The 24618-nt window shown below is 44.6% G+C and carries 20 protein-coding genes; 3 read left to right on the forward strand and 17 right to left on the reverse strand.

Features of this window, described 5'->3' with window-relative positions; translation table 11 throughout:
• Positions 1–24: 24 nt before the first annotated feature.
• A complete protein-coding gene (locus DFP97_RS18955) occupies positions 25–1311 on the reverse strand; it encodes an alpha-L-fucosidase (RefSeq protein WP_114381764.1) in 1287 nt (428 codons plus the stop codon).
• Positions 1312–1459: 148 nt separating this feature from the next.
• On the opposite strand from DFP97_RS18955, the gene DFP97_RS18960 reads away from it, so the two are divergent.
• On the forward strand, positions 1460–3757 hold the full coding sequence (locus tag DFP97_RS18960) for a helix-turn-helix domain-containing protein (RefSeq protein ID WP_114381765.1): 2298 nt from the start codon (positions 1460–1462) through the stop codon (positions 3755–3757).
• An 84-nt stretch (positions 3758–3841) separates the two neighbouring features.
• On the opposite strand, the gene DFP97_RS18965 is transcribed toward DFP97_RS18960, so the two are convergent.
• The 4 genes from DFP97_RS18965 to dgoD form a co-directional block, all read right to left on the reverse strand.
• Complete coding sequence (locus DFP97_RS18965) at positions 3842–5455, reverse strand: extracellular solute-binding protein (RefSeq protein ID WP_114381766.1); 1614 nt, start codon at positions 5453–5455, stop codon at positions 3842–3844.
• 40 nt (positions 5456–5495) lie between these two features.
• Positions 5496–6404, reverse strand: coding sequence for a carbohydrate ABC transporter permease (locus DFP97_RS18970; protein WP_114381767.1), 909 nt, complete (start codon positions 6402–6404; stop codon positions 5496–5498).
• Positions 6405–6422: 18 nt separating this feature from the next.
• Complete coding sequence (locus DFP97_RS18975) at positions 6423–7385, reverse strand: ABC transporter permease (RefSeq protein WP_114381768.1); 963 nt, start codon at positions 7383–7385, stop codon at positions 6423–6425.
• Positions 7386–7809: 424 nt separating this feature from the next.
• A complete protein-coding gene (gene dgoD, locus DFP97_RS18980) occupies positions 7810–8961 on the reverse strand; it encodes a galactonate dehydratase (protein WP_114381769.1) in 1152 nt (383 codons plus the stop codon).
• Positions 8962–9256: 295 nt separating this feature from the next.
• Between dgoD and DFP97_RS18985 the strand changes: the two genes are divergently transcribed.
• Positions 9257–9925, forward strand: coding sequence for a FadR/GntR family transcriptional regulator (locus DFP97_RS18985; RefSeq protein ID WP_114381770.1), 669 nt, complete (start codon positions 9257–9259; stop codon positions 9923–9925).
• A 197-nt stretch (positions 9926–10122) separates the two neighbouring features.
• On the opposite strand, the gene DFP97_RS18990 is transcribed toward DFP97_RS18985, so the two are convergent.
• The 4 genes from DFP97_RS18990 to DFP97_RS31195 form a co-directional block, all read right to left on the reverse strand.
• On the reverse strand, positions 10123–10902 hold the full coding sequence (locus DFP97_RS18990) for a TIM barrel protein (RefSeq protein WP_245976426.1): 780 nt from the start codon (positions 10900–10902) through the stop codon (positions 10123–10125).
• 632 nt (positions 10903–11534) lie between these two features.
• Positions 11535–11858, reverse strand: coding sequence for a hypothetical protein (locus DFP97_RS18995; RefSeq protein ID WP_114381771.1), 324 nt, complete (start codon positions 11856–11858; stop codon positions 11535–11537).
• A 63-nt stretch (positions 11859–11921) separates the two neighbouring features.
• Positions 11922–12674: a peptidoglycan recognition protein family protein gene (locus DFP97_RS19000; protein ID WP_181873581.1), complete on the reverse strand. Its 753-nt coding sequence runs from the start codon at positions 12672–12674 to the stop codon at positions 11922–11924.
• Entirely contained in the window at positions 12637–13224 is a 588-nt protein-coding gene (locus tag DFP97_RS31195) for a hypothetical protein (protein ID WP_220271171.1), read from the reverse strand. The genes DFP97_RS19000 and DFP97_RS31195 overlap by 38 nt, the downstream gene beginning before the upstream one ends.
• 226 nt (positions 13225–13450) lie before the next feature.
• On the opposite strand from DFP97_RS31195, the gene DFP97_RS19010 reads away from it, so the two are divergent.
• On the forward strand, positions 13451–13651 hold the full coding sequence (locus tag DFP97_RS19010) for a hypothetical protein (RefSeq protein ID WP_114381773.1): 201 nt from the start codon (positions 13451–13453) through the stop codon (positions 13649–13651).
• Between the two features lie 4 nt (positions 13652–13655).
• On the opposite strand, the gene DFP97_RS19015 is transcribed toward DFP97_RS19010, so the two are convergent.
• The 8 genes from DFP97_RS19015 to DFP97_RS19050 form a co-directional block, all read right to left on the reverse strand.
• Positions 13656–17081, reverse strand: coding sequence for a hypothetical protein (locus DFP97_RS19015; RefSeq protein WP_114381774.1), 3426 nt, complete (start codon positions 17079–17081; stop codon positions 13656–13658).
• An 11-nt stretch (positions 17082–17092) separates the two neighbouring features.
• Positions 17093–18388 (reverse strand): hypothetical protein, encoded by a 1296-nt coding sequence (locus DFP97_RS19020; protein WP_114381775.1) that lies wholly within the window; start codon positions 18386–18388, stop codon positions 17093–17095.
• Between the two features lie 13 nt (positions 18389–18401).
• Positions 18402–18605: a hypothetical protein gene (locus tag DFP97_RS19025; protein ID WP_114381776.1), complete on the reverse strand. Its 204-nt coding sequence runs from the start codon at positions 18603–18605 to the stop codon at positions 18402–18404.
• 22 nt (positions 18606–18627) lie between these two features.
• Positions 18628–19452 (reverse strand): hypothetical protein, encoded by an 825-nt coding sequence (locus DFP97_RS19030; RefSeq protein WP_114381777.1) that lies wholly within the window; start codon positions 19450–19452, stop codon positions 18628–18630.
• Entirely contained in the window at positions 19453–20805 is a 1353-nt protein-coding gene (locus tag DFP97_RS19035; protein WP_147275070.1) for a hypothetical protein, read from the reverse strand. It lies immediately after the preceding gene.
• A 242-nt stretch (positions 20806–21047) separates the two neighbouring features.
• Positions 21048–22352 (reverse strand): O-antigen ligase family protein, encoded by a 1305-nt coding sequence (locus DFP97_RS19040; protein ID WP_114381779.1) that lies wholly within the window; start codon positions 22350–22352, stop codon positions 21048–21050.
• Between the two features lie 62 nt (positions 22353–22414).
• On the reverse strand, positions 22415–24031 hold the full coding sequence (locus DFP97_RS19045) for a glycosyl hydrolase family 28-related protein (protein WP_181873582.1): 1617 nt from the start codon (positions 24029–24031) through the stop codon (positions 22415–22417).
• Positions 24016–24615: a phage adaptor protein gene (locus tag DFP97_RS19050; RefSeq protein WP_114381781.1), complete on the reverse strand. Its 600-nt coding sequence runs from the start codon at positions 24613–24615 to the stop codon at positions 24016–24018. Before DFP97_RS19050 ends, DFP97_RS19045 begins: the two co-directional genes overlap by 16 nt.
• Between the last annotated feature and the right edge of the window lie 3 nt (positions 24616–24618).

A 24618-nucleotide genomic window follows, 5' to 3' on the forward strand; every position in this document is an offset into this window, starting at 1 on the left:
CTCCTTGGAAAAAATTATAAGTTACTAGTTATGCGTTACAACTGCTCCGGAACCTCCGTACATATCCAGCTCTTCGTCAAATTCCAGCTTAATGACAGTGACCTGCTTATGAGCATCTTCCGCTGTCATATGAATCCATGTCGTTCCTGGAATATTGAACCAAGGCACGCCGCCATGAATTTCATGCGTAAGCTCTTTACCGGAATGAAGCACAGTAATTTTTTTAATAGGATTGGATAGTCCTTTCAGACATACATTCTCTTTCGGATCATCATAAACAAAGAGATACAATGTCTTTCTGTCTTTCGAGACGGTGCTGCCTCCTAAATAATACCTGGTCAAAATGCCTTCAACTGTTCCAAACACAGCTTCTTCGTGCGTTCGAATCCATTCCCCTAATCCAAGTAAAATTTCTTCCTGTCTCTTATCAATCGTTCCATCTTCCATAGGCCCGATATCGAGCAGCATGTTGCCTCCCAAGGTGATGCAATCACAGAACATCCGAATAATCTGGTTTAATGATTTGTACTTGTGATCAGATGGCACATATCCCCAAGAGCTATTGATTGTAGTGCAGAACTCCCATGGTCCCTCAGGACGCGTAATCGGAATCCCTTGCTCCGGCGTTTTGTAATCCCCATAACCTTGCAGACGCGAGTTGATGATAATATCCGGATTGAACGATTGAAGGTATTGCTTGAACTCGGGCAAATTCCACTGCTTGGCGCTCCGTTCCCAATCTCCATCGAACCAGAGCAGATCAACCTTCCCGTAATTCGTTAAAATCTCCCGCAGCTGATTATTGTTAAACTGCAGAAATTTATTCCACCTCTCTTCATCTTGAATGCCGCCATCCGGACTTGAAAATTTGTTCACCTTGCTCAAATCATCGGGTACCTTGCCGCCTTCATAAACCGTTGGATAATCGGGATGCGACCAGTCGATCAACGAATAATACATCCCGAGGCGAATTCCTCTTTTCGTAACGGCTTCCGCATATTCTTTAACAAGATCCCGTTTCGCCGGTGTCTTCTTCACAACGTTTAAGTCGCTATATTGGGTGTCCCACAAGGCTACCCCGTCATGGTGTTTCGTTGTAAGAACTGCGTACTTGGCGCCTGATCGTTCAATCAAATCAGCCCATTTGTCCGCGCCGAATTTCGATGCCGTGAAGCCGTCTAATTGTTTCATGTAAGCCTCATAGGTCATTCTCCCGTTATAGAAGGACCATGACTCCGCGACCCCATCTACGGCATAAATGCCATAGTGAATAAAAATTCCGAGCTTGGCCTCCTTGAACCACTCTTGCATAACCACTTCCCCTTCCGCTAATTTAACCCGTAATAGGACCATCGCTATCTGAGTATTCTAGTATTCTTCCACTCTATGTCCAAATTGTAAATTTGTTGGTATGATAAGAATCAACTAAATGGATCGGCAATAACGGGAGGCAGAATAAATGAAACGGAACTACTTCAAATCCAAACTGTTCTTAAAATATATCTGGTCCTACTTGTTCATTTTACTTATCCCGTTAGTCCTTATGACGATATTCATCTATCAAAACGCAGTCACTAATCTCCGTTCCGAAATTGAACAATCCCGTCTCAATCAATTAACGCAAACGAAAGTGATTATTGACGGCCGGATGAAGGAATTAAGTGAAATCGCCTCCCGCGTGTCTTATGACAAAAGGCTGACTCCCTATCGCGTTCATGATCCTTATTTTAGCGGGGAAGCTATTCAAGCATTGGACCAATATAAAGCGACAAGCTCTATCATTGGCGAAATGCTCTTATACTTTCACAAGGATAATAACATTTACTCTGCAAAAGGTTTGTCGAGTCTTGACGTATTCGCCGGCAGCTTCAGCTTCCGCAACTGGAACAAGGAAACCATCTTCCAAGATTTGAACAGCGTCAAGTTTCCAACGATGCGTCCAGCCGATACCGTCATCCGCAACTCCTATCTGCAGGATTCGATGCTGGCGTATCTTGTTCCTATCACACCATACAGCCCTAACCCGCATGGAACGATCATGTATTTGATCAAAGAATCCGAGCTTACGAGTTTAATCGATTCGGTTCTGGGCAATTATCAAGGCTTGACTTATATTCTTGATAACAAGGGCCAAATTCTTGTCGACAATAGACAAGGAGAAGCCTTAACGAATGCGGAAGCGAAGTCCTTATTCGGTCTCTCGCCCGGCATTCACGATAAAATATTGAATGGAAAGCCGCATTCGATCGTATCCGTAACGTCAGAGAATAACGGCTGGACATATGTGACCGTTATGCCGAGCGCGCAATTTTTCAGCAGTGTCGTGCATGTTCGCAGCTTCATCATCATGTTATTCATGATCGTCGTTCTAGTTGGCGCTGCGATTGCTCTCATGCTGGCCAGAATGCAGTATCAGCCGATCTCTACGCTTGTCGAGTTCGCAAATTCCAAATCCAAACCGAAACATACGGCAGACGAATCTGCGGCAGCCGGCAACGAGCTTGACCGAATCCGGACAGCTCTGCAGGAATACAGCTCGCGTGTAGACCTTCAAGAGCCATACGCCCGCAATCATTTTCTGTCCATGCTGCTCAAATACGGGAATGCGCAGAGCCTTACGCCAGAGCTTCAAGAAGCCTTCGATCTTCATTTCGACCGGACTCATCATTTTGTTATCGTCATAGGATGGGACGAAATGGATACGCAGGACGATCGGCAGGAACGGCAAGAAATGATCGAGCTGCTTGCCCAGATCGAATTCCCGGAACTGGCTGCTCATGCCTACGGGGTGGAACTCCCTCAGCTGGATCAGCTCGCGCTGATTATCAGCTTCAATATGATCCAGGCGGAGCAGGAATTCACTCCTATTCGTCACATTGTCGAAGCGGTACGCAGCAGCATGCTGGAAACGTTCGATGTCACTCCCACGATTGGCGTCGGAACCTGTTATTTTAGTCCGGACCAGCTGAATCAATCCTTTATCGAAGCTTGTTCCGCATTCGAGCTGCGGGCATCCGGCGGCCACGGCTCCGTCACTTATTTCGAGAAGCTGCTCGATACGCCGGATCATACGTTCTGGATTCCTAATAACTCGCTGATGAAGCTCTCTCAAAGTCTGAAGCAGGGAAGCTATGATGTGGCTGCGCAAATGATCAGTCCGTCAATCCGGAGCCTGCAATCTTCCGAGCTATCCGCTTTGCTTAAACGCTGCATTTGCTTTGACATTCTAAATACGATGCTGAAAACCGCATCCGAGCTCGGTATTCATAATTTAATACAGGAAATGGCTCCGAATATGATTTATACCCATTCACTGGATGAAATGGAGATCGGCTTCCTGAATCTCGCCTCCCGAATCTGCAATCAAGTGGAACGTAACAATCAGAAAGAAGAGCAATCTCAGATCGATAAGATTGTGTCCTATATCGATGATCACTATATGGACCATACGCTCAGTCTCGAGACGATAGCCTTTGAGTTCGCTATTTCTCCTTCGCATGTAAGCCGGTCATTCAAGGAAAAGATGGGCCTCAACTTCATCCAATATATTTGGCAAAAAAGATTGGAAGAGGTTACGCGTCTTTTAAAAACGACGAATGCCCCGCTTAAAGACATCATTATTCAAGTCGGATATTTGGATACACCTAACTTTATCCGGAAGTTCAAGAAGGAAACCGGTTATACACCTGGCCAATACCGCAAGCTATTTTGGGAGAATGGGCATGCCCGACCGGTGTCCGATCTGGATGATGAATAATAGACAACACCCGGTCATCAGCACGCATGACCGGGTGTTGCTCGTTTCTTGCTTCATGCTCGGATAGAATTAGCTGCCTCTGTTCTATCTGTCGTATGCGCTTTGATAAAGCTCAGCGATCCGGTCGCCGCCCATTTTTTTAATTTGTTCCAGATACTTGTCCCAATTGGACAGCGACTCCTGGCCGGTGACGAACTTCGCTTCCATCTGCTGAACGTAAGTGTTCAGATCCGATAACAAAGCAGAAGCCTCGGTTTGCTCTTCATTTGTCAAATAAACGTTAGGGTAAGGAGATTTTGCGATTGGCGTAAGCTTTTCCGCATTTTGCTTATCGATCCACAGGTCGAAATCGCTCCGAAGTCCTATGGCAAGCTCGCTTGAGTTCATACCCGGCGTAAGGATACCGTAGTTAGGTGTAATTGTTCCACGGAATTCTTCACGATCGATACCCCCCGGAACAGGAAGCCATTCCTTCTCGTGCTTTGCCTTGTCTTTATATTTCCACAGCAGGTTCTCGGGGCCTTGATTGAACAAGGTAGCTCCTTCATAGCTGTACAGGTAATCTACCCAACGCATGGTTGCCTCTGGAGCCGGATTGCTGCTCGTAATGGCGAAGGTACCGTTCGCTGATATACCAGGGTGCTTGCCATAGACAGGAGAATCTGCTACTTCGCTTTTCACAGGCGTCATCAACGGGTTGTCTTGGCTTGGTTCGCCGCCTAGCGTAAAGTAAGGGAAATAGTCGTTGAACAAAGCAAGTTGATTGTTTTTCCCTTTCGCCTTCTTCTGTTCATCCGTTTGCGAGAATGTCTCATGGTCCAGCAGCTCCTCTTTCCATAGACGGTTCAGGAACGTTAAATATCCCTTGTATCCCTCTTCTTGAGGCGTGTAGTGGACCTTCCCATCCTTATCGGCATAGATAACTTCATCGTAAATGCCCCAGAAGCCGAGGAAGTACATCCGCAAATCATCCAGTTTGACGGAAGTAAGCGGAATTTCATCCTGCTTCCCGTTCCCGTTCGCATCTTCATCCTTCACACGCTTCAGATAGGCATACAACTCTTCTGTCGTCTTAGGCTCCGCTGCTCCAAGGGATTTCAAGAACTTGCCGTTATACCACATCGGACCGCGATACCAGACTGCTGCTAAATCGATGTTCGGCAGTGCATAAATATGACCGTCTGGCGTTGTGAACGACTGGCGGATATCCGGATGGTCATCAAAGATTTTTTTGATGTTAGGCGCATAACCTTCATCAATGTATTTTTCTAGAGGAATAAGAACACCTTGCGAACCGTAAGTGACTTGTTCTGCCGGTTTAAGATCCGCTGCATAGAACATATCCGGCAAATCTCCGCTGGCAAATACAAGATTTTTCTTGGTTGCAAAGCTGTCAAGCGGGGCGTTCTGGAATTCAAGCTTGATGCCAGTCAATTTCTCCATCTCTTGCAGTACGGGCATTTTGTTCCAATCCGCGACGCCGACATCCTGTGACATCATTTTGAGCGTAATCGGTTCACTGACAATCGGAAACCCTTCTTTGCTGACCCCTTCAGCCTCATTGGATGCCGGCGTTTCGGAACCGGCATTGCTGCCATTCGTTTTACCCTCATCGTTCGGTGAAGCGCAAGCCGCTAATACGGAGATGAGCAGCGTGATACACAACAATAACGATGATGCCTTATGTAGCTTTTTCATCCAAAATCCCTCTCCCTTTTCATAATATGTATGAGCAAGATCAGCCCTTAACGGAACCAATCATGACACCTTGCACAAAGTAACGCTGAAGGAACGGATAAATCGCGATAATCGGTGCTGTCGCTACGATAATAACGGCGTATTTGACGAGCGCAGCGATCTCTGCCTTGTTGTTGAGGGCCGACGCAGTTGAAGCATCCATTGAGCCCCCGCCCTGAGCCGACATCTCCTGCAGAACAAGAATCTGGCGCAGGACAAGCTGCAGCGGGTATTTCTCAGCTTCGTTCAAATAAATGAGGGCCGAAAAGTAGCTGTTCCAGTTACCCACCCCGTAGAACAAAGCCATAACCGCGATGATCGGCATAGACAACGGCAGAATGATTTTCATGAACAGGCGTAAATTTGTACACCCGTCGATCTGTGCAGCCTCCTGCAGCTCTTTCGGAATCGAAGACTGAAAGAACGTACGGGATACGATAATGTTCCAGATCGATGCGGCTGAAGGAATGACAATCGCCCACATCGTATTGACCATTCCTAATTCCTTGACGAGCAAATAACTTGGCACGAGGCCGCCGCCGAAGAACATCGTAACCAGGAACATTCCCATAAAAAAGTTGCGTCCCAAAAAGTCTTTGCGGCTTAGCGCATAAGCTGCCGGCAGTGTAACAAATAAATTGATCGCCGTACCCACCACCGTATAGAGGATGGTGTTTCCGTATCCAGTCCATATACTCGAGTTCTGGAACACTCTCTGATAGCCTTCAAACGTAATGCCTTTTGGCCACAGCCACATTTCACCGGAACCGACTAACTTCGGATCACTAATGGAGGCGCTAATCATATAAATGACAGGATAAGCCACAATAATAAAGGCCAGGAATACATAAATATAGTTGAAAATAAGAAATAGTTTATCCCGTCCGGACTCTTTAACGGCGGAAGTCATCGGTCGAACCCCCTTCTTCTACCACAAGCTGTTTTCATTTGTGCGCCGTACAATCTGATTCACGACAATTAACACAATCGCATTAATAACGGAATTGAACAAGCCGATCGCCGTCGAGAAGCTGTACTGGGCATCCACTAGCCCCGAACGATACACGAAAGTCGAAATAACATCCGAAGACTCCATGTTCAGCGAGTTTTGCAGCAGTAGTATTTTCTCAAATCCTACCCCAAGCAGACTTCCCATATTCAGAATCAATAGAATGGTCATCGTAGGGACAAGCGTCGGGATGTTAATATGGCGAACTCGTTGGAAACGTGAAGCTCCATCAATAATCGCTGCTTCATGCAGGCCCGGATCTACACCCGATAACGCTGCCAAATAAATGATCGTTCCCCAGCCTGCGCTTTGCCAGACACCCGAGAATACATACATCGTCTTGAACCACTTAGGGTCCGTCAGAAAATCAGGTGCGTCAAAGCCCATCCATTCAATAAAGTGTGTGACAATCCCGGTCGAAGGCGACAAGAACGTAATGATCATCCCCGCCATAACGACGACTGAAATAAAATGCGGCGCATAAGTGACGGTCTGGGCTGTCCTTTTGAAGAACCCAGCCTTCAATTCATTAAAAGCCAGTGCCAGTATAATCGGAACCGGAAAACCGATGGCGAGTTCATACAGGCTAATACTCAATGTGTTCCATATCAAGTCCCAAAAGTAATAGGAATCAAAGAAACGGACAAAATGATCGAATCCCACCCAAGGACTTCCCAAAATCCCTTTCGTAGGTATGAAGTTCTTAAACGCAATTTGAATGCCGTACATCGGACCGTAAGAGAAGATAAGAAAGTAGAAAAATGCGGGTGCAATAAATAAATAAAGTTCCCAGTTCTGGACAATTCTTTTCCACACTCTGCTCTTCAACTTATCCGGTACCGGAAGCACGCTGCCCGTTACAATCCCTTTAGCCTCCTGCATAGCATCACCCCTTCCCGGTTTCGTTATAGTTGCTATAGCTTCGTGATCCGTGACAGGATTCGAATGATGCTATCGCTTACAAATCCAACGATAGCCGATAAAAGGAAAATCCGTAAATATGTCATTTTCAGTTTCGCATGAAAGCGCATACTCTAATGGAGGAATGCTTAATTGCAAATAACTCAGACTTTTCTGACAATTGTGATTATGTGTCATTTTTGCAGTAACCCCCCCCATTTGTCGGCATCCGCAAATATTACCTATCGCTTTAATACGGACAGACAAGCCTTTAGAATAGGAGAAAATTGAATAGTCAAGAATGACATGTATGCGTTTTCACGTAAAAAAGAGGCTCCGCATAAGTTCGGTGAACTTTTGCGAAGCCTCCGGTTTTTTATTTAATAATCGAAAAGAACCTTCCGTCCTACCATTCGGCCACCGATCCGTCCTTATGTCTCCAAATCGGATTTCTCCACCGATGCGGAGAATCCGACGCCATTTTACGGACGTACTCCTCATTAACGGTAATACCGAGTCCCGGGCCCTGAGGAATCTTCACATACCCATCCTCGTAGGAGAATACGCCGGGTTCCGTTAAATAGTCCAGCAGATCATTCCCTTGGTTATAATGAATGCCGAGGCTCTGTTCCTGAATGACGGCATTGTGAGCTGTTGCGTCAACTTGCAGACAGGCAGCAAGTGCAATCGGGCCTAAAGGACAATGAGGGGCTACTGCAATATCATAAGCCTCCGCCATCGCGAAGATTTTCTTACACTCTGTAATTCCGCCTGCATGCGATAAATCCGGTTGAATAATATCCACATAGCCATCTTCAAGTAAGGATTTGAAATCCCAGCGTGAGAACATTCTTTCACCCGTCGCAATCGGCGTGCTTGTATGATTAGCAATATCCCGGAGGGCTTCGTTATTTTCTGGAAGCACGGGCTCTTCGATAAACATCAGTCTGTAAGGCTCTAATGCTTTGGCAAGTACCTTCGCCATTGGTTTATGAATACGACCGTGAAAATCTACACCGATGCCAAGGTCTGGACCGGTTGCAGCACGGATCGCCGCTACCCGTTCCACGACCTGATCCACCTTTTGATAGCTATCAATATATTGCATCTCTTCGGTAGCATTCATCTTAATTGCTGTGAAACCTGCCTGCTGTTTCTCCAATGCCGCTTGTCCGACATCACTTGGCCGATCCCCACCGATCCAGGAATAGACACGCATCGAATCCCGGCATGCCCCGCCAAGCAACTGATAGATTGGAGTATTGAAATATTTTCCTTTAATATCCCACAGCGCCTGATCAATCCCCGCAATCGCACTCATCAGTATGGATCCGCCACGGTAGAACCCCCCACGGTACATTACTTGCCAATGATCTTCAATGCGAAGCGGATCTTTCCTGATTAATTGATCCATAAGCTCATCTACAGCTGCTTGTACCGTATGGGCTTTGCCTTCGATTACAGGCTCTCCCCATCCAACTATCCCTTCATCCGTTTCAATTTTTAAGAACAGCCACCGGGGTGGTACTATAAAAGTCTCAAACTTGGTAATTTTCAACTTTACCCTCTCCCTATTTTGGTTTCCAGTCTGAATTGTCGCCACAACGACGGTTACTCTCTTTATAGATCATATCTATATTATAAACATCTAAGATTTATATCTATAGATCAGATCTAACGATAAGATATAACCGGTAATAACTCATTTAATGATTTATATCATTTAAAGATCAGATCTTTATGGAGGTATCATAGTATCTATGTTTCTGGATGTCAATACGTAATTAAGATTAGGAGAAACTTGTACGATTATGATAATATGAACCTAATATGAAGATACACAGGGGATTGTAATGATAAAAAAAACGACCTTTACAATGACAATAGACATACTTAAACAGAAAATTATTAGCGGGGAATGGCCGCCCGGATCACGTATACCAACGCTGCAAGAGATCTCTAAGGACCTGTCCGTTAGTGTATCCACTGTAAGAGAAGCGCTGCGGACTCTGGAAAGCCAAGGGAACGTCAGCATTGAGCATGGACGGGGAATGTATGTACGCAACGATCCATTATTGTTAGAAGACCCAACTGCAAACCTTAAGGAATTGGGAGATATTTCTCTTGTTAAATTACTGGAAGCAAGATTGCTTATTGAACCAGAGCTGGCTGCCCTAAGTGCAGAGCATGCTACGCGTTCCCAAGTCAAGCAGCTTCGTGCGCTGGCCGACTCTATGGTTAACCAGATGGAAGAAGGCGGGCCATTTCTGGAGACCGATCTTTCCTTCCATCATCTCATTGCAGAATCAGCACAGCATCCTGTCCTATTTCGCATGCTGGAGTCAATCCATCCGCTTCTCTCAGAAGGTCGCAAGCAGACCAACACCTTGCCTCATATGCGTACCAAAGCATCCAATTATCACATCTTAATTGCGATCGCCATTGAGGAACGGCATAGTGAGCAGGCAAGGCAGCTCATGCATAGTCATATCAACGACATGCTTGAAGCATTAAAAAAGTAACAACTTACCTTCTGATTCAAAGCCTGCTGCTGCTTTCTCATCCTCGGATGGATAAGTTGAACTCATGAGAGGCCTCTAGTTTATACAAATGTGGTCAACCTGGGTTTCCACCGATTGAACTGTGCAGTTCTGGTAACATAAAAAATACCCCGCCCACCGCAGGGTATGGTGCTTCAGTTCAATATATTCAGCAGTCTTTAAATCTCCGAAAAAAAACGGGCACTTTCAATCATCGGAGTGCAGTCCGAATGATTACCTTCCAGCTGAATCTCAAAAATATAATCCTTCCCTTCTACAAAAGGCTTTACGGCCTTCCAATCGATAAGGCCTGTTCCCAGAGGTAACGAATCATGAAACTTTCCTTTGCTGTCCACCAGATGGAAGTACCGGGCATAGTTCTCAGTAGCGCCGAGGGTTTCGATCAGCTTCTCATTATTCCCACGATGGCCTATGAAAGTATGACTGACATCCACCGTCAGCGGAAGCTCAAGAGGAACAATCAATTCCTCCAGCAAATACGGATTGGCATGGCAGAATAACCCTTCAATGGTATCCTCCCAAACAAATAATTCCCGCGAAAATTCCAGAACCGCTGCGATTTCTCTGCGCATTTTCCGGATGGATGCCAGACTCACGTCCGACGAGCTTTCTGTGCCGGCATAATGGGCATGGACAACGCAGCGGGTTCCTTCCTCTTCACAAATGGCAGCCAGTATTTCACAGGAGGCCATGTAGAAGCGCTTTGCTTCTGAATCCGAGCTTAAGATGTCAAGATAACGCCCTTTATATTGGGGCGGGTGATGCAGATACACTTTGATGTTCTTTTCCTTCAGCTCACGGATACGTTCCCGAATCAGGAGCGGATTCTCCAAATCCCGTTCACTTAAATAAAATTCCACAATATCCGGCTTATATTGCAAACGATTGTCTACGTTACTTCGTTCCATGTTCGTTTTCAAACGATAAAAAGGGCTCACGGAAACACCTCCATGAGCCCTATAGTACCATAACTTCAAATATTCATGTAGTTCCCGGTTTAATGGTCAAACAACTTAAGTTGTCACCAATCTTACTTGGCAGGGGCCGTTTAGAACAAATCGTCCAGCATAAAAAAGACTACCTCCTTGGATTTAGGAGGTAGTCTTCACTTTAGAAAAAGTTTTTAACGTGACCAATTCTCAAACTGGACTGAAATAGTCTAGACTACTTCACAAATGTAAGGTCTGAAACCCTACATCATTCCGCCCATTTCGCAATCATGTTTTTTGCGTCCTTTTTCATCGGAATGTGTCCATGACTGGCAATGGATTAACCCCTATTTGTCGTATATGTAGGATACGTTGAGATAGGTTTGTGACCACCGTGTGACCAAAGTGACCATTTGGGCCAAAAAATATCCCCAAACTGTGTATAGTTGGGGATTAAGAAACCGGTGGCTTCAACGTATGATAAACCGGTCGGTTACATTTGATGCACATATACGCACTAAACTGTTTACTGGGATGGAGTACAGTGTTGAACCATAGGTGCTTGCCTTTGAGATTCACCTTGCATTCGCATAGGCCGTTTTTGTAGAGGTCGGCTGGTTTGATTGGTTCGGTCATTTTTTTCACCTAAACAACATGATTAATGTTGCAAGCATTACCACAATTGTCATGATCCCGATTGCTTTTGTCCAATCTTTCATGACTTTATTTGATTCGTTACTAGAAATTATGCTGTAGTAATCTGTAAATCCATTAATCCCCATGACTCCCCTCCCGTATTTTTCAACAAGACGGTTCATATCTTTCGTGGTGACCTTATCTATTCCTTGTGTTTTGATAAAATCAAAAAGCTCAACATAGTGTAAACCATCACGTTCTTCTAATAGAAGCTTATCAAGATGGTCCTTGCGATCCGCAGCTGGTTTCATTAAATCTTCAATATTCATATGTATCCTCCGTTTATTTCCATTTATCTCTATTATAGCAGACAAATAAAAAAAGAGCTCCCATTACAGGAGCCCTTCTGAACGCATAATGTCTGCTACCCTAGAAAGCTTGCGTATTGCCTCTTCCTGAAATTTCCCCGGTGCCGTAGCCTTTCCATAAAGATCATTCACCCGTGTATTGAGTGCCGCGGCGTTTAAGAGTTGGCCTTGCAGGTTGTTAGCTAGTTCTTCTTCTAGTTCTAGTTTTATTTCCAATGCTGATACATCCTCTCGTACGTGATTCATGCCATATCCAGGACAATTGGTCGGAACAAGTTCCCCATGACCCTTAATTTTCTCAATAGCAGGTAATGCTTCCTTCAATATAATGATTGCTACGTATAGCGCCCTTCTATCTTCTGGCGTTAACGTATCCCCATGAAAATAGTCCCCTGAGACGCACACATTGACCGTATAACCGTTGTTCGAAGCTACTCCGTATTCTCGTTGCTCAATGTCATTGCACCAGTATATGTTGCCATTGCGGATCCACAAATCATACGGAAAACCGGCATCGCCTTTTGGGTGGTTCTTTTTGGAATTTATATGGGCCGTGGCTATCCTCGAAGCAAGTTTAATGTCGCTGTATTTCGTCGTCATGCGCTTAGGGATAGCGTCATGGTGACATACAAGCGTATTTAGCACTTCATCATCTCTCACACCTGCCAGTTGCGTCCAAGTGTAATTAGGGTTAACCGGCAATTGATCGCGAATATCGATGAACTGAACGCCTTGGAAATCAGAGCTTAGGTTCGATGGGAACTTCAAAGTCATCATTTGGTTTCTCCTTCCCGGCTCTGCGCGCATCCACCGCCGATTCACCTACGATCCACGTTGCTAATAGTCCGGCGAATGCAAGAACCGTTTCAGAATCGATACCAAGATCGAGACCGTCATTTGCGATGATAAGACCGGCACCGACAAGGGCCAAAATAAATTTACGTGATTTAAACTTTCTCATGATTAATTTCCTCCTCGATTTTATGAATTTGGCGACACCGCGGACAATAGTATTCATTACTGAGTGCGATACCGATAAGCTTTCGTTTTTCTTCGCTGTAGACTCCGAATTTGTTGTTAAAGTAGCTGCATTCCATTCAATTCCCTCTTTCTTCATAATGGCATCAAGTTTTGACTCGATCCTAGCTTGATTCGATACATAGGTTGGATTAACTTCCTCGTCTTTGAACAGGTACGGCAGGTACCGCTTAAGCTTCCTCTTCATTGCACGCTGCTTGAGAATTAGAAAAAGCACAGCTGCAGCTGTTGACCAGCTTAAGCCGTGCTTTACAATGCTTTCGAATACTCCGATCGCGAAGTCGTACATATATTCACCTCTGCATCACCTGCATACCATAGTTTGCTTAATAGTTCTGGATCGTCGTGGTATAGCTGCTCTAAGGCTTGGTATGCAAAGGACGATACAACGCATGATTCGTTCAAAACTTCAATCAATTGCATCACCTCCAATAAAAAAAGCCACTCAATGAGTGACTTCACTTTTTTCTCGATATAACAGATAATGTTAATAAACCAATAAGGAGTTGTTAACCATGGTTGTAATTAAAAAAGTGTCGTTCGCTATTTTTACGATCGTATTCTGGGTAATGTTTATCGGTTCGTATTTTACAACATCGGAACCGCCTGACGAATCCTATACTCTGACGCAACAAGACTATGAAGAAGGATACGACTATTACATTAACGGTATCGATCCAGACATTGACCAAAGCCAACAATACGGAGGACGGTAAAAAACTACCGCCCTTTTTTTATGTCTGTTACTGATTTCGGCCTGTTACCCGTTTCCTGCTCAATGTAATCAATCAGTTCCATCAACCGCCGCAATTCTGCTTTCTTCTCATAAAAGTTTGTCTCGTTAATATCGTACCGCTTCAACATGTTCGTTATGCCGAACGCTGGCTTTGTTGCTGCTTCTTCTTTTTCTCGTTCTGTCTTTATTGTAGCTGCATTTAAAAACTGTCGGGCTGGATTTCCTCCCAATTGTCTCAGCGCATGATCCGTTTTTACTGGTATTCCTCCAAGTGGAGTACCACCTCCAGGAACATTTAAACCCAATATTTTCTCAGGTATTTGCATCTTCTTCTGTTCGCCCTTGAATTGTTCAATATCGCGGCCTTTGAACAGGTTATAATTCGTCCCCAATTCGATTGGTGTTTTAATAACTGGGCTGAGCGAATCTGCAAACAATTTAGCCGGTTCATTAAGCTTCGTTAAATCAGATAGCGGAAGGTTGAGACCTAACATCGATCCAGTACCTAGACCGTCACCACTTACCGGGAAAGCAAAGCTATTTTTGGTGAAGTCTGATTCCTTTTCAGGATCCATGCCGAAATAGTTCTGCGCTTCTTCTTTAGCCTTGTTCACGTTCTCATATTTCAACGGATTGGTTACAAGCTGTTTAATCTGGAATGGAATGTTATTACGGCTCCATCTGTAGAATGGCACGGCACGAACAAACAATTCTCTCTCGGTTGGCGTTAAATCGGAATAATCGAATTGAACCTCTTTAACTTTATCCGCTGCCTGCCTTGGATTCATTCCTTTAGTTTCTCTCGCCCACTTATACAATGCAAATCGGTTAATTTGATCTATAGCCGTACCAAGCTGCTGAGAAGTTTTGAACACTCTTAACGGATTAATAGTGCCTAAACCCTTTTGCAACGCTGTGCGACTTTCATCTTTAACAACTTCCCTAAAAGCTTTTTCAGCATCGTTACCATGTCTTGCAAATTCAACAGCTAATTGAGAGTTAGAACCTAGACCCTGTTGTTTAAACTCGTTGTATAGAGGTGTGTTTTTGCTCCTTGCCAAAGCATTAGTCACATCTTTTGTAGCAGAAGCCGTATACTTTGCAATATCTACGGGATTCATGCCTCCAACATAATTATTGAACTTTGCGCCCAAATCGTTCCTAACGTGGTATTCAGGCGAAAGCAACGTAAGCTTTTTCCAGCCGCTTGTGGCGGCATCGTAAGCCTTTAGGAATGCGTGTATACCTTCATCACTAGTTAGCTTTTGATAGCGGTCTAACGCCTGTTTAACACCTGATGTTACGACATAATCGCCGCCAATTTCATCAGCCATAGCAGGATTTGTAGGATCATTCAAGAATTTATAATTATTTGTATTGATAACGGTCTGCCCATTTCCCGGAGCAGGACTTTTTCCCGGTACATATGGCCTTGCAAATTGCGGATTACTCAATACTTCACGCCTGAAATTAACGGCATTACCGTATTCGATAAGCTTCTTTTGTCCTAGAGCGGAAGCAAAAAACGCATTTGGCTCGAAAAACTTTCGACCTATTTGTTCGTTTATATCTTCAACGCTTCCCGTTAATTTACGGGCTTTCAATATGCTCTTACTTGGGTTATTCATGCTTGCAGAAGAACGATCAACTGCATTAGGTTTGACTATTTTCCGGGCTGCTTGTTCCTCGGCGCTAAGTATGTGACGCATATACCCTTCAATTTCGCCTACAGGTATGCCGTTAGCAGTAGCCCATTGTCTAATATCATCATTGCTTTTGATTAAAGTATCAGCAGCCTGAACGATCTTAGCATCTGTTGTCATATCCCTGACTGGTCTAGGTATTTCCCTAGGAACCATTACAGGATTCTTAGCGGCTTCTTTAATCGCTGCATTCTCATCAACTAATCGTTGAATATCTGCAATCTCCTGTTGTCCGGATGTTTTTCTAAGTTCTCTCAGTTCATCCAATTCAGCTTTGAAGTCTTTACTTCTTTGTAAGAGAAGATTGAAAGCAGGACTTGGAGATAATTGTTTGAACGTCCGATCTGTTGCAAGCTTCTGCATTTCTTCGGGTGTATAACTCTTTTTTCTAACCTTGGGCAAACCTAACTCAGTCCGCATATCGTCTATTTGTGCTTTTGTTTCATCCTGTATTTTAATAAGAAGATTAAGTGCAGGACTATTTGGCAAAAATCCGGGCATTACTTTAGGGTTGTTCAATGCTTTAGGATCAGTTTTTTGCAATGACTTTAACTTTTTATTTTCAATACTCATGAACATTCTGCGTAAAGCATTATCATTCTTATCCAAAGCTTGAGCGACTTCGGATATTTGTTTGTCCATGGCTTTGTTAGTCTCTCGTACACCTTGCCCAAGCTCTTTAATTCTCTGTTTATTGCCTATAATTTCGTTATCCAATTCTCGTTTACTTGTTGTTCTGCGGACACCATCAGGAAATTCGAACATAGGATTATCTTCAAACTGTCTCAAATCTTTTTCCATGATGCGCCCTACGTCTGTACCTGTATCCAAACCACCCGATTTTCTAGCGGCATCAGTAATGCCTTTTAGGGCTTCATCTGTCATGTACCGAATATCGTTTTCAGTTTGAATGTAACGGTCTTTTAGGAAGGGGTCACTGCCGCCTGTTAACGTTTCATCCCATTTGTATTTAGGGACGAATATTCTTCCTAATGCGTCTTTTCCTGCTTCTAATGCGGGTTGAACTTTAGTTTCACGCAATGTTTTAAGAGGTGGAGCAACGCTTTCGGCAGCATCTAAACCTTTTTTGAACAGACCGCCAGTTTCCTTTACCGCACCGCCTATTAACTTCCCGGGTATAAGGTTGAGTGGATCGGTAGCAACATCGGCAATGAATCCAGTTACAGCCTTCGTCGGCTTGTTTGTCACGCCCAATCCTTGCATTAAATCGGAACCTCTAACCTTTTGCTTACCAGTAAGACCCTTCATAAACGCGTCTTCCCGATCTGTAGGCGTTCCGTTAGCTGTCTTTAGTATTGCATCCATCCCACCAAACAAAGCCTGTTGAGGGCGATTTAGAACGTCTAACGTATCAAAGAACCAGTTTTGATCCTGTGGCAAATTTAGAGCCTTTTCTACAGGATTCCGCTTATCCGGGTTTACCGCCCAACCTGAGTTTTCAATACGCAGCTTCGCATTAGCGATTGATCTATCTGTTGCGGCTGTGTCGAATGGGTTTGGCTTCATCAATGGGTTAGGCGCTAATGCATTTGTTGCAGGAGAAGAAGTTGAGGAAGGCTTGAACAGCCCTCCACCAGAACTTTTTTTGCTAGTACTCGCACTACTTGTGGAAGGATTGAACAAACCGCCGCTTGTCTTTTTCTTTTCTTCTTTTTTAGTACTGCTTGAATTGAATAATCCCGGCATGTTCAACCCTCCTATTTGTTAACTGTGGTGATCAAGTAGTTATACCCTTCAACGCCGTATTTATCGATGTATGCCTGTGCATTAGCCCGCAATGCTTCTCTTGCTTTAATAGGCTCCTGTACCATTGCTGCCGCATCTTCTGCAAAATCTGGATCAGATTTATAGTCATAGTCTCCGGGGCTGTTTAGTTTTTGCTTAGCTAAATCGTTTGCAATTACATCTTGATCCTGTTGATACTTAAACTCTTTTTCTCTGAATGCTTGTTGAGCTATAAATTCTTTTTGATTCTGTTTTAAATTTGCCCATTGAAGACCTCTTGCTGCTGCCGCTTCTTTCATTTCTTGCTGGAAGTTCTTCTCTTGGAACGTATTCTCCCAAGCTTGTTGTGCCTTCTGCCAATCGAATTGCTTGGAGTTGAAGGTATTTTCCCATTCTTGTTGGCCTTTAGCGAATTCAAATTGACGATCGGATTCCAATACGCCCCGGTCAAATGCTCTATCTGATTCAAGCACCCCGCGGTCAAAGCTTTGATCTCTGAATTGATTATCAAGCGCCTGTTGCCCTAACTGATTCGTTGTAGAGAGTAGGTTCCCAACGTCCCCCACCTGATCGCGGTATTGCTGGTATTGGTCGCTATACGTGTCTCTATACCGCCCATAAGCCTGCTGAATCAACTGCGGTAGTATTTCATCACTCACGCGTCCGTACTCTCCCTGCTGGATTTGTGCGGCTCTATCGCCCATGATTGTACTGTTCAGAAGCCCGCGGCGGTTCATTTCTGCCATAGCGTTACCTGTAGCGGTCTGTGCATTCGCTCCTGCGCGTCGTAATGCGGCCTGATAAACAGGATCGGCTTCTGCATTATAGTTGAATTCCTGCGGCTTCGGCGCGCTACCTAGCATGCTTTCTAAGCGTGTGTACAAGTCCTGTTGCTTCTTCTGATTCTCTCGTTCGCGTATTTGCGATATAGCCTGTTTCAGTCTATCGCCGCTTGCAATCGACGAGCCATTCACAACCTTGTCAGGCTGCAGTACGTCCATTCCCCCAGCTGTGACCATGTTGCGGCCCTTGTCATAGCCGATATTGGTAAAGCCTGCGCCCTCTAATTCTCTACGTACATACGACTGACCGGGATCAAGCCGGAATGGTTGTTGTGCTGGTTGCGCCGGTTTTGGCTGTACCTGATTTTGAATAGATGTTTTGATTTGATTATATCGCTCCGTGTTTGCCGAATTGGTCGGCGCTATTCCGGCAGCGGCTTTACGTTTCAGCTCAGCTTCAAGTTGTTCTGCTGTTAGTGCGGCCATGATAACCCCTCCTTCAAAATGAAAATCCTATCGTGACATACCACAATAGGATCGTGACAAAACATATCGAAACGAAATATACAGAAGTAAATAGCCAACGCCATTTCGTGAATATTCCTGCTATCTTTAAGTGAATCCGACCAAATATGATACAAACGACAATAAGAATAGCGATAAACACCGCATTCCAGAGCATGGAGATTTGATCGACTGTCATGTTATCCCTCCTAATAAAAAAGCTAGTTTTGTGTGTGAGAATGCGCCCCAAAGCTAATTCCATTCCATGTCACGGAACCGCCGCTAGATGTAGCTAATGAGGTTCCGATTGGTATGCCGCCATTCAAACTTTGCGCTCCATTAGAGCTTGTTGAAGCCCCGGCCGTAGCCTTTGTATCAACTTCGTCTTGAGTGGCGATAACTTTCCAGCCGAAACCGTCATTGAGTTCCGGAGTACCCGATACGGCACGGAAACCCTTTCCGTCTGATGCTTGTATTCGCACGTCTCCGTCATTGCCTAGAAGAATGTATGCACCGTGAGCCGTGATGTATTGTCCGGTACGAGAAGCGCCGTCAACCGACTCTGTGTCGTGCGTCATAACGGTCTGTTCTGCCCCTGTAGAATCCCTGAATATTAGAGCTTTCGCCCCTTTTGCGGGAGTTGTTCCAATCGTTATCCGCTCAACTCCATTCTCGTCATAGGCATGTAATCCCGTTGAGTTGATTACGACACGCATCCCTGATGATGCGCTGCCTATGATCGCTCCTATGGCTTCCATGACGCCATTCTGACGGACTTTCCAAGGAGCTGTTTCCTTGTCTACCCCTCCGGCGAAAAAACGCACAGGATCGGAACCTGTATCGTCTGTGGACATGCCTACGTCACCGTCTTTGGAAACAAGCTCCGTATTGTCTACGAACCAACCGCCAACCTCGGTTATGTTCTTGCTGCTGAGGTGTCTAAGCATATGGTTCATAGTCTTCATCATCTGGGCGACAATATCCCGCAATTCCTCTATGGATTCGTCGCCGCGTAATCCGTTGAAACTAGGCGTCTGTCCAGGCATCTATGTCACCGCACTTTCGATTTGATCCCATGATACTTCCCTGATCGTACATGGCCCTGTACCCTCGATCTTGATTCTCAGGTAACTGCCCCAAACTAGCTTGCTCGGCGCTATCGGGATCCGCTTGTTTGATATGTCGTTAACGCTTATACTTCCGACTTCCGTCCATCCACTGTCTGCTTCCGGAACATTTGTAATCGATACCGTTACCGTACTGCCGGAAGGCTTATCCAACGTCAACCAAACCTTAGTAAACCGCATTTTCTGACTAATGGATTGCCCTGTCAGCGGCTTACTTTCCCACTTCCAACTAATTGCCGCACCGTTTGCTGTTGTGCCTCCGATCTTATATACACGTCCCTGCGCATCAGCCATGTATAGATCGTCGCCCATTTTCAGCATGTGTACGGCGTTGAGTCCTGTCCATACGTCCCATTGATCTTCAATTGTGTCATAGACTAGGATCGTGTCCGGCGCGGTTGTTGAAGTCATAGGGAAAGCCGCATAAAGGTAACGTCCATCAGAGCCCATTGCTACCGTGTTCTTTCCTGTCTTGTTCATGTTGTCGATGTACCATTGAACCCGCCGCGAAAACTCTTTACGGGGCCGTACACCGCCGCTGTATTGGTAGATTCCCGTTTCATCGATGAAGTACAGAACGCCACTAAGGTTTACAATAGCTTGGTCATTGATCGCCCCAATGTCCTCGGCAACGGTGATGAATTCAAAGTCGCTCGGGCTTGTGCCGTATAGTTCATGACTTGAATTCGGGAAAAATACGGTCAAATGTCCGGTACCGGACTTGAGTCCGATAATGTCCTCGCCGTCGTTCGTCTCACGCGTGATGCTTCCTGGCGAACTATCATCAGGCGTGCCGACCAGCGTCCATGAATCAGCCAACGACAGGCCACTATAATGGACCATATTGCCAACGGCAGCATAAAGCCTGTTATCGTGTTGGTCAATGAACTTAGCGCCTGCAGGAGCGTTTGAAAGGTTCTGAACGGTACTGCCGTCATAACGCTGTACCGCATCCACTCCGTTGGATCCGATGAGATTCACCGCGCCTAAGTTGGCTTTGAAATTACAAAACGCCCAATTTGCAGACGTGTTAAGTCCACTCTTGAGCGTTGTCCATGTGCTTCCGTCCCATTTTCTCCATGTGCCGTCATTGAATACAGCGTGTAACTCCGTGTTTTTCCATGCGGCCAATCCTAGTACCCGCGTTCCGATTGTTGATCCAAGTTGCGTATACCCCGGCTTAACCGTGAGTGCAGGCGTTTTGGATGATGTTAGGTTGATTGGGTTAGGTGAGAACACGTCATTGATGGAGTAAGGATCAAGTTTGTTCACGCCCCGGAATTCCCGCAAGGTAAGGGACGGTAGTTTCTTTCTGGTTGAAGGCCAGTAGTTCAAATGTATCTCCTTCTTTCGTACTCTTTCATCTTGATCATGTGACGCAAAAAAGACCGAGTCTGCCAAGAACCTGGTCTTTTGTGTATTCGTTTCATTATTCGGTGATAGTGATATGAGAGAAAGTTCATGATATCGCCCCCTCTATGCCTTCATTACAATGGAAATAAAAAAGAAGATCCTCAATTAGCGACCTTCTCCGAATAGACTTTCAATAAAGCAAATGTTGCCCATAAATGCATACTATACAGTCCGTTATCAGTAAAGTATTGAATCAACATTGTCAGAGATGCGATTAACAAACACGAAACGAGAATCCTTTGTTCTCCGGTTGTATGCTTAATCCTCCGAATCGCTTGGAAAAAGATAAAACCTACAGCCGTTCCGAAGAATAGCATTCCAACAATTCCAAGCTCGGCTAGTACAGTTAGGAATGTGTTGTGAACCTCTTTGTTACGCTCAAATGTAAGATAGGTTATTTCATAAACGGCGTGAAGAGGAAACGTATTTAGACCGGACCCAACTATCGGATGCTCTAAAAACATTTTTGTTGCTACATCCCATAGTAAGATACGTTCGGTAGTTCTTCCGTCAATAAAACCTTGGTATTTGTTTAAATTAAAAATGCCCGGATCTGCTATATACGCAATGGATGTGATAACAAAAAGAATCGCTCCGAGTCCAAGTGACACTCTTCTCATTGTCTTACTTACTATCAGCGCGTAAATGATGACACTAAGTACTAGTGATATGATTGCACCTGTTGAAAAGGTTAACACTAAGGCGGAACTGCATATCAATAAAGGCAAAATGTATTTTTTCCCATACACCTTAATTGCATACATGGAAACTGCTATCGGTAGCAACAAGAAGTTAGAAAACTGGTTTGGTACAGAAAATGAATTAACTTTCGGTCTAGGGTCCCACACATAGTAATGAATCCCTGTATCTATGCCCATATAAAAACCGATGTATTGATAAATCCCGTACAAGGAAGAGATCACACCCGACCAAATGATTACCTTCAATATGGTTTCTTTCTTGCTGATCCTGGCAATATCTCGAATGACAATATACATTCCGATTAACAATATAACAGCAAATAGTAGTGTGACACTGCGATTTATATCAATGGAATTAAATAATGACATCAGAATTGGTACAACTAGCATCACAGGAACCATTTGATTTGATAGTTGTTTAGTCATAAACAAATATAACAACCCGATAAACAAAAAGATTTGAGACATTTTCAGACTGAATAGACCTACATCAAATACCAGTACATTTTGAAATGGCAGGAAAAACAATATGCCTATTATAGATATCTTACCTGCATCTTTTGTTAATTTTGGAACAACCATCATTAGAATAATGACGGGAATGATGTACAGAGATTTTACCCCTATGGCACTTACTGATGCTCCGACAAAAATAGAGAGTGCGACGAAGATAATTACCATGGGGATCTTATTATTAATTAACATTTATAGACCCCTAACCTAATTTTTACCTCAATCATACTCTATTATTTTGTGTCTGGAAAGGATTACGCTCTAAAAAGAAACCACTCGTAAGTAATAGAAGTTCCTGCACCCGGTGCCGATTGAAGGTTAACTGTGAATCCTGTCGTTGCCTTGCCGCTTGGCGCAACAGGAACATAAGCGCCACTTGCCGGGGCTCCTGATACACTACGAACGGTGAGCATGATGCGAAAGCTCGTATCCGGCTCTGCGTTAGTAAACGTAACAGCCTGACTTGTGTTTGCATCGGAAACCGTTACGCTTCCCCCTAAGTTGTTTGCGTTGGAGTCTGTCCCTGAAATACCGCGAACATTTTGAAAAAAGTTAGAGAATATCGCTCTCGGAAACCTCGTCGTAACAGACCTAAATACGTTTGTGTATGCGTAGTTCGAATCACTTCCAGAGCTTGCAGACTCTATTCCTGTAGTTGTATTCGCTATTGTGTTACCTGTTGCGTTATTGCCGATTGCAGATGATTCGAAGTATATTCCTCTTGAATTGGCTATGCTGTTTCCATCGATTGTATTCCCAGAGATTGTATTGTTTAGTGCCGCTGTAACCTGAACGCCCATTTTATTGGGGATAGTTGCATTATTTTCAGTCAACCTTATTGTGTTTCCTGTGACAGTATTTTTTATAGATGCAATATTTTCAATCCACACACCAACATCGGATTTAAACAGGTTTCCAGTAACCACGCAATTCACGGCTGATAGCAAATGGCATCCTGCCGTATACCCTTCGAGTATATTACCAGTTACCGTTACTTCGTCGCCGCCATTTATATCGATTCCCCATCCGCCATAATATCCCGTTACGTTCTTTACCGATATATTCCCTGAAAACACATGGCGTTTTCCGTTGTTACTGATGCCTGCAAATGCATCGTTTATATTGAAATGGATTCCGTTTTTAATAATTACGTCAGTTGAAGGTATTGCACTACCTGAATTGTAAAAGTTTGTTAAGCAATACACTTGTGTTCCGGCTGTTAATTTATTTGTATCTTTCGTTGCGTTCCAATTCGTTACAAGGTTTGTTGAATCTACGTCTGCATATACTCCTACTTGTTGACCGAAAGTATAGCAGTTCTCAACTAATACATCTGAATGACCATCATGCACATAAACATGACTGTTTAAGAATTTTTCGAATCCAACTCTCGTTACCATGAACCCTTTACCTATAGCCGCACCTTGAGTACCAATCCCTATTTTGTTATATCCAATGAAATCAGCGCCGCCGGATTGTTTTACGTAATCCGAACCAGAGATGCGACAATCTTCAATAGCTGCATTATCTTTTAAGTATACAAATATGTGATTGCCGGATTTCCCTCCCGTTCCCGAAACGAAACGAGTTGAATATCCAGAACCACGAAGTACTACGTTTGGCTTCACGTTTATAAAGTTATCTGCGCTAATAAAGTATGTCCCAGGAGGTGCGTAAACAACTCCTCCACCTGCAGCAGTACAAGCATCAATCGCAGCTTGTATTGCAACTTGGTCGGCCGTTACCCCGTCGCCTTTAGCGCCATATGCCTTAACGTTGTAGAGGATACTACCCCATATATTCTTAACATTAGCTGCCGCCGCAAACTGTTTTGCAATCTGTTCCGATGCCTGTGTCACCTGCTGGCCCACCGCCTTCCTACTCCGTATACGTCCTGTACGCGCGTCTGCCGCGCCCTCTTTGACCGTCTGTATTCCGTCTCGATTGTGTTGCTATCTGCCGTAAAGTTCTGAACCATATCACCGTCTTGCGCAATCTCGGCAATCTGACGGCATACACGATAAACAATGATCATATGCCAATCTGCATCAAAGTCAGGGGAGGCGCTTAGATTGCTTTCTGTTAGCGTCGCCGGGTCTTTATAGTGAAACACCGTCAGACCAGCTGTAATGCTCGTTGTAGGCGTTGGATAAAGCCCTATGGTGTTATCGTCCTCGATGTAATAGTAATAGCTCTGAGAGGAAAGGTTGATGTCCTGGTAAGGGTATTCCTTGCCGTTGACCACCACATCGAGTGTGGTTTGGCTTGGCGACGAATAATCAACCGGATAAAAGGGATTGTCTGCTATGATGTCGTACACGTCTGCGGTGACCGGCTTATATATCGTGCGGAATAGCCGCCGTTGAACGTCGTTGATCATGCTGATTACCTGCGCATTTGTCAGTGCATGCGGGTACTTAAGCGCGATCATGTCCAGTATTTCTTGTAGTGTCATTGG

The sequence above is a fragment of the Paenibacillus prosopidis genome (assembly GCF_003337375.1).
Lineage (GTDB): Bacteria > Bacillota > Bacilli > Paenibacillales > Paenibacillaceae > Pristimantibacillus > Pristimantibacillus prosopidis.